Below are 6,092 nucleotides of genomic sequence, written 5' to 3' on the forward strand. Positions count from 1 at the left end.
CAGGCCCGCCATGCCGGCGGCACAATGCCGGCATGGATACCCTCGTCCTCATCCTCGACCTGGTCGGCACCTTCGTGTTCGCGCTCAGCGGCGCCACGCTGGGCGTGCGCCGGCGCCTGGACATCTTCGGCGTGTTGGTGCTGTCGTTCATCGCCGCCACGGCAGGCGGCATCACCCGCGACCTGCTGATCGGCGCCACGCCACCCGCAGCGCTCAGCGACTGGCGTTATCCGGTGACCTCATTGGCCGCCGGTATCGTGACGTTCTTCCGCGCGCCCCAGATCGAGAAACTCCACCATCCCGTTCGCCTGTTCGACGCCATGGGACTGGCGCTGTTCGCCGTAGCCGGTACGCAGAAAGCACTGGAGTACGGCATCTCGCCACCGATGGCCGCCGGGATGGGCATGCTGACGGGCATCGGGGGCGGCATCGCCCGCGACGTGCTGCTGGCGCAGGTGCCGCTGGTGCTGCGCGCCGAGCTGTATGCGGTGGCGGCACTGGCCGGCGCGCTGATCGTCGCGCTCGGTCATTGGCTGTCGCTTCCCGCTCTGCCCTGCGCCCTAGTGGGTGCTGGACTGTGCTTCGGCCTGCGCATGATGGCGGTCACCTACGGCTGGCACCTGCCGGTCGCCCTGCAGTCGGGTGGCGACGGGGAACCACCCGGGCCGTTGAAGTAGCGCGTCGATGCGCCGAAGCGTGCCCGGACGCCGACAAGCCGTGCAGGCACGCAACGAAGGGGGCGGTAGCATGGCGCCACCTGCGTCCTGATCGACACCATGGCCATCGCCACCTCCCATCCGCTGGCCCTGCCGCGCCAGCACGTCTTCTGGCTGCTGCACCTGACCGGCTGGGGCGCGTACGTCGCCCAGGGTTGCCTGTATGCGGTTGCACACGGCAAACCGTCCGGATACTGGGTGGTGCCCGCCACCGCCGCGACCATGGGCGCGCTGGTCACGCTGGGCCTGCGCTACGTGCTGAAAAGCGGCTGGAGCCTGCCGCCACGCCGCCTGCTGGTGCTGATGGTGCCGCTGATCCTGGTCAGCTCGGCCGTCATCGATTTCGTCACCCGCGAAGTGCTGGTCGACTTCTGCGAGACCTGCAAGCCGACCACGCAACTGGAGTTCATCGCCTATTCGCTGGGCTACATCTACGTGCTGCTGGCCTGGGTGGGTGCGTACATGGGCATCAAGTATTACCAGCAGCTGCAGGACGAAACCGCGCGCGCGCTCGCCGCCCGCAGCATGGCGCACCAGGCGCAGCTGAAGATGTTGCGCTACCAGTTGAACCCGCATTTCCTGTTCAACACGCTCAACGCCATCTCCACGCTGATCCTGGACCGCGACAACGCCACCGCCAACCGCATGGTGCAGGGCCTGTCCTCGTTCCTGCGCCACTCGCTGGACAACGACCCGATGCAGCGCGTCACGCTGCGGCAGGAGCTGGATGCGCTGACGCTGTACCTGGACATCGAGAAGATCCGCTTCGCCGAACGCCTGCGCATCGAGACCGCCATCGACGAGGATTGCTGGCGTGCCCTGCTGCCCAGCCTGCTGCTGCAGCCGCTGGTGGAGAACGCCATCAAGTACGCGGTCGCCAAGCAGATCGCCGGCGGCCTGCTGCGGATCACGGCCGAACGCGACGGCGACCAGTTGGTGCTGCGGGTCACCGACGATGGCCCCGGCTGCAGCGCCCTCGAAGGCGACCAGCTCCCGCCCGGCAAGGGCGTGGGCCTGCGCAACACGCGCGAGCGCCTGCACGTGCTGTACGGCGAGGCCAGCGGGTTCTCCGTGCGCAATCTCGAACGCGGCATCGAGGTGACGTTGCGCCTGCCGTTCGACACCGCGCAGACGCTGGCGGACTGAGGCATGGACGCGAACGCCCTGGCACCGCTGCGCGCCATCGTCGTCGACGACGAGCCGCTGGCCCGTCGCGGCCTCGAGATCCGCCTGGCCGCCCATCCCGACGTGGAGATCGTGGGCCACTACGGCGACGGCGAATCGGCCATCGCCGGCCTGCGCGCGCAGCGCCCGGACCTGATGTTCCTCGACGTGCAGATGCCGGGCATGGATGGCTTCCAGACCCTGCGCGCGATTCCCGCCAGCGAAATGCCACTGGTGGTCTTCGTGACCGCCTACGACCACTACGCCATCCGTGCGTTCGAGGCCTCGGCGACCGACTATCTGCTCAAGCCGGTGGAAGAGTCGCGCCTGGCTCAGGCCCTGGTGCGCGTGCGCCAGGCCCGCGCGCAGCGCGAGGCCAGCGGCCATTGCGCGCACCTGCTCGGCCTGCTGGGCGAACTCAGCGGCCGGCCGCCGCTGGACCTGGACGAAGCGCTCAAACCCGATGCACTGGACCTGCTGCGCCGCGAGGAAAAACTCGCCGTGCGCGATGGCGGCCGCACCGTGCGCGTCGACCTGCACAGCATCCGCTGGATCGACGCGGCCGGCGACTACATGTGCATCCACACCGACGGCGACGCGCCGAACGGCAACACCCTGATCCTGCGCGCCACCATGCGCGAGCTTGAAAAGCAGCTCGACCCGCAACGCTTCCCGCGCATCCACCGCTCCACCATCGTCCATGCGCGCCGCGTGGTCGAGATGCGTCCGCACACCAACGGCGAAAGCTTCCTGCTGCTCGATTGCGGGCAGGAACTGAAGCTGTCGCGCAGCCACCGCGACAAGCTGGCGATGCTGCTGTAGGCAGCCTCGGACCTTTCTTGTGGGAGCGACGTCAGTCGCGATGAAGGACCTTGATGCGTCCATCGCGACTGACGTCGCTCCCACGACGGCTTCGGCAACCGCACGTAACGCGGATTCTCAACACTCGGTTCGCCGTACCGCCTTCACGACTCGCCGCAACCCGGCGCATCGCATGACTTCCGGGCCATAGCCGCGCGAGAAGACGCGCGCATCGTGCGCACCGCCGACCACCACGCGGACCCGCACGATGAAACTCACCGATGCTTCCCTGCGCAATCCGGCCGCCGTCGCGGTCGTCGTGGCGATGGTCTGCGCGTTCGGCCTGCTGAGCCTGATGAAGCTGCCCTTGCAGCTGTTCCCCGATATCGAACGGCCGCAGATGTCCATCGAGACCTCGTGGCGCGCGGCGTCGCCACAGGAAATGGAATCGGAAATCGCCGAACCCATCGAAGCCGTGATGCAGGGATTGCCGGGACTGGAAGAGATCGCCTCCAACGTCAACGCCGGCAACAGTTTCATCAACCTGACCTTCGCCGTCGGCAGCGACATGGACGCGATGCTGGTGGAAGTGCTGTCGCGCATGAACCGCCTGCAACCGCTGCCGCGCGATGCGACGCCGCCGGTCGTGCAGGCCGGCGCGGACAACGCCAACAACTCGCTGACGTTCTTCTTCGTGCAGAAACTGCCCGGCACGAGCGGCGACATCCTCGACTACCGGCAGCTGATCGAGGACCGCATCGTGCCGCGCCTGACCTCGGTCGATGGCGTGGCCGGCGTGGAGATCAACGGGGGTGCCCAGGACGAATTGACCATCACCCTCGACCTGGAACGCGCCGCCGCACTCGGCATCCAGGTGCCGGACGTCGCGGCGGTCGCGGCACGCGCCACCGATGTCTCGGGCGGCGTGGTCGAAGCGGGCCGCCGCGAGTACGTGCTGCGCTTCGCCGGTCGCTATTCACCGGACACGATGGGCGAGCTGATTCTCGCCTGGCGCGAGGGGCGTCCCGTCCGCCTGGGCGATGTGGCCGCCGTGGAAGTGAAACGGCCGGAGCAGCGCTTCTTCGCCTACCAGAACGGCAATCCGGCGATCGGCCTGCGCGTCCTGCGCGAGAACGGCGCCAACGTGCTGGATACGCTGGACGAGGTAAAGCGCGTCGTCGCCGAGGTGCGCGATGAAGAGCTGAAGCCGCTTGGCCTGGATATCGCGCAGAGCTTCGACGCCTCCGTCTTCATCAACCGTGCGCTCGGCCTGCTGTCCGGCAGCCTGACCGCCGGCGTGCTGCTGGCCATCGGCTGCCTGTGGTGGTTCCTGCGCGACGTGCGCGCCACCGCGCTGATCGCCTGCGCGATTCCGATCTCGCTGCTGGCCACCTTCATCGTGCTGCAACTCACCGGCCGCAGCCTCAACGTCATCTCGCTGGCGGGCCTCGCCTTCGCCGTCGGCATGGTGATGGACGCGGCCGTGGTGGTGGCGGAGAACATCGTGCGCCTGCGCGAGGACGGCCTGCCGGCAGGCCGCGCCGCCCTGGAAGGCACGCGCCAGGTCGGCGGCGCGCTGGTCGCGTCCACGCTGACCACGGTGGCGGTGTTCCTGCCGGTGATCTTCATGGACGACGTGGAAGGCCAGCTGTTCGCCGACCTCGCATTGACCATCTCCATCGCCGTCGGCATCTCGCTGCTGGTGGCGGTCACCGTCCTGCCCGCCGCCGCCGGCACCTGGCTGCGTACGCGACCGGACGACGTGGAACAGCACCGCGCGTGGTCGCGCATCAGCGACTGGGCCATGCGCACCACCGAGGGCCGCCAGCGCCAGTGGGCCTGGGTCTGCGCGCTGGTACTGGCGCCGGCACTGCTGGTGGTACTGCTGGTGCCGCAGATCGATTACCTGCCGCCGGTGAAGCGCGCCGCCGTCGATGCGTTCTTCAATTTCCCGCCCGGCATGAGCCCGGAGCGCGTCAACCGCGAGATCGCACCGGTGCTGCTGGAGCGCATGCGGCCCTACATGGACGGCAGGAAGGGCCCGCAGCTCAGCAACTGGTACCTCAACCTGTGGCCCGGCGGCGGCACGCTGGGCGCGCGCGTGGTGGATCCGGACGATATCGGCGAACTGGAACGTATCGTCCGCGACGAGATCGTCGTCGGCTTCCCGGATACGCGCGCGTTCGCCAGCGAAGGCGAGCTGTTCGGCAGCTTCGGCGGATCGGCACGGGCCATCGCCATCCACCTGCAGCATGGCGACGGCGATGCGCTGGCACGGGCCGCCGAAGCGGGACGCAAGCTGCTGTCGGACCGCTTCGCCGGCGCCAACGTGCAAGCCTGGCCGAACGCCGATGCAGGCACGCCCGAGCTGCGCATCACCCCGGACGACAGGCGCCTGGCTGAAGTCGGCTGGCGCCGTCCCGAGTTGGGCACCGTCGTCCGCGCGCTCGGCGATGGTCAATGGCTCGGCGAGTATTTCAACGGCGACCGTCGCCTCGCCATCATCCTGCGCAGCAACCGCGGCGAAGACGTCGAGCGCCTCGCTGCCGCGCCTCTGGCGACACCGCAAGGTGGCGTGCTGAGCCTGGCCGATCTGGCGCAGGTCGACACCGTGCTGGCGCCGAACCAGCTGCGCCGCATCGACCGCCGCCGCACGGTGACGCTGACGGTCGATCCGCCCGCAACGATGTCGCTGGAAGAAGCGCTGGGCATCGTCAACGACGAGATCGTGCCGTCGCTGCGCGGCACGCTGCCGCCCGACGCGGCCATCCGCATCTCCGGCAGCGCGGACCGGCTGGGCGAAGTGGTGCGCAGCATGGGCACGAACTTCGCGCTGGCGCTGGTGGTGTTGTTCATGCTGATGGCGGCGATGTTCAAATCGCTGCGCGACAGCGCCTTCGTCATGGCCACGTTGCCGATGGCGGTGCTGGGCGGCGTCGCCGGCCTGCGCGTGCTGGATCTCGCGGCCGGGCAGACGCTCGACCTGCTGTCGATGATCGGCTTCATCATGCTGCTGGGCATGGTGATCAACAACACCATCCTGCTGGTCGCGCAGGCACGCGAGGCGCAGGCCGGCGGCGCGTCCCTGGACGCCGCATTGAGGCAGGCGCTCGACCAGCGGCTGCGTCCGATCCTGATCGCCGCGCTCACCGGCGTGCTGGGCGCGTTGCCGATGGCGATCAATCCGGGGCCCGGCGCCGTGATCTATCGCGGGCTCGCTGCGGTGTCGGTCGGCGGCGTGGCGCTGAGCCTGCTCTTCACGGTGATCCTGGTGCCAGCGCTGCTGCGCCTGGCCGGCGAACGCACGCCCCGGCCCGCACAGGTCGCCACCGACGCATCCCTCCCCCACGCCGCTCCCTGATCCCCCGCTCCGGAGAATTTCATGCGCCCCCTGCCCAAACTGTTGCTCGC

Annotated in this window: 4 protein-coding genes; all 4 read left to right on the forward strand. The window is 68.9% G+C overall.

The genetic code is table 11. From position 1 onward, the window contains the following. Positions 1 to 32 precede the first annotated feature (32 nt). Positions 33 to 677 (forward strand): trimeric intracellular cation channel family protein, encoded by a 645-nt coding sequence (locus AX730_RS07310; protein ID WP_062354139.1) that lies wholly within the window; start codon positions 33 to 35, stop codon positions 675 to 677. 99 nt (positions 678 to 776) lie between these two features. Then, a complete protein-coding gene (locus AX730_RS07315; protein WP_062354141.1) occupies positions 777 to 1,862 on the forward strand; it encodes a sensor histidine kinase in 1,086 nt (361 codons plus the stop codon). A 3-nt stretch (positions 1,863 to 1,865) separates the two neighbouring features. Beyond that, on the forward strand, positions 1,866 to 2,702 hold the full coding sequence (locus AX730_RS07320; RefSeq protein WP_062354146.1) for a LytR/AlgR family response regulator transcription factor: 837 nt from the start codon (positions 1,866 to 1,868) through the stop codon (positions 2,700 to 2,702). Positions 2,703 to 2,949: 247 nt separating this feature from the next. Next, positions 2,950 to 6,042, forward strand: a complete 3,093-nt coding sequence (locus AX730_RS07325; protein ID WP_062354148.1) for an efflux RND transporter permease subunit — start codon at positions 2,950 to 2,952, stop codon at positions 6,040 to 6,042. Positions 6,043 to 6,092: the final 50 nt, after the last annotated feature.

Source organism: Pseudoxanthomonas mexicana (genome assembly GCF_001556105.1).
Taxonomy (GTDB): Bacteria; Pseudomonadota; Gammaproteobacteria; order Xanthomonadales; family Xanthomonadaceae; genus Pseudoxanthomonas_A; species Pseudoxanthomonas_A mexicana_A.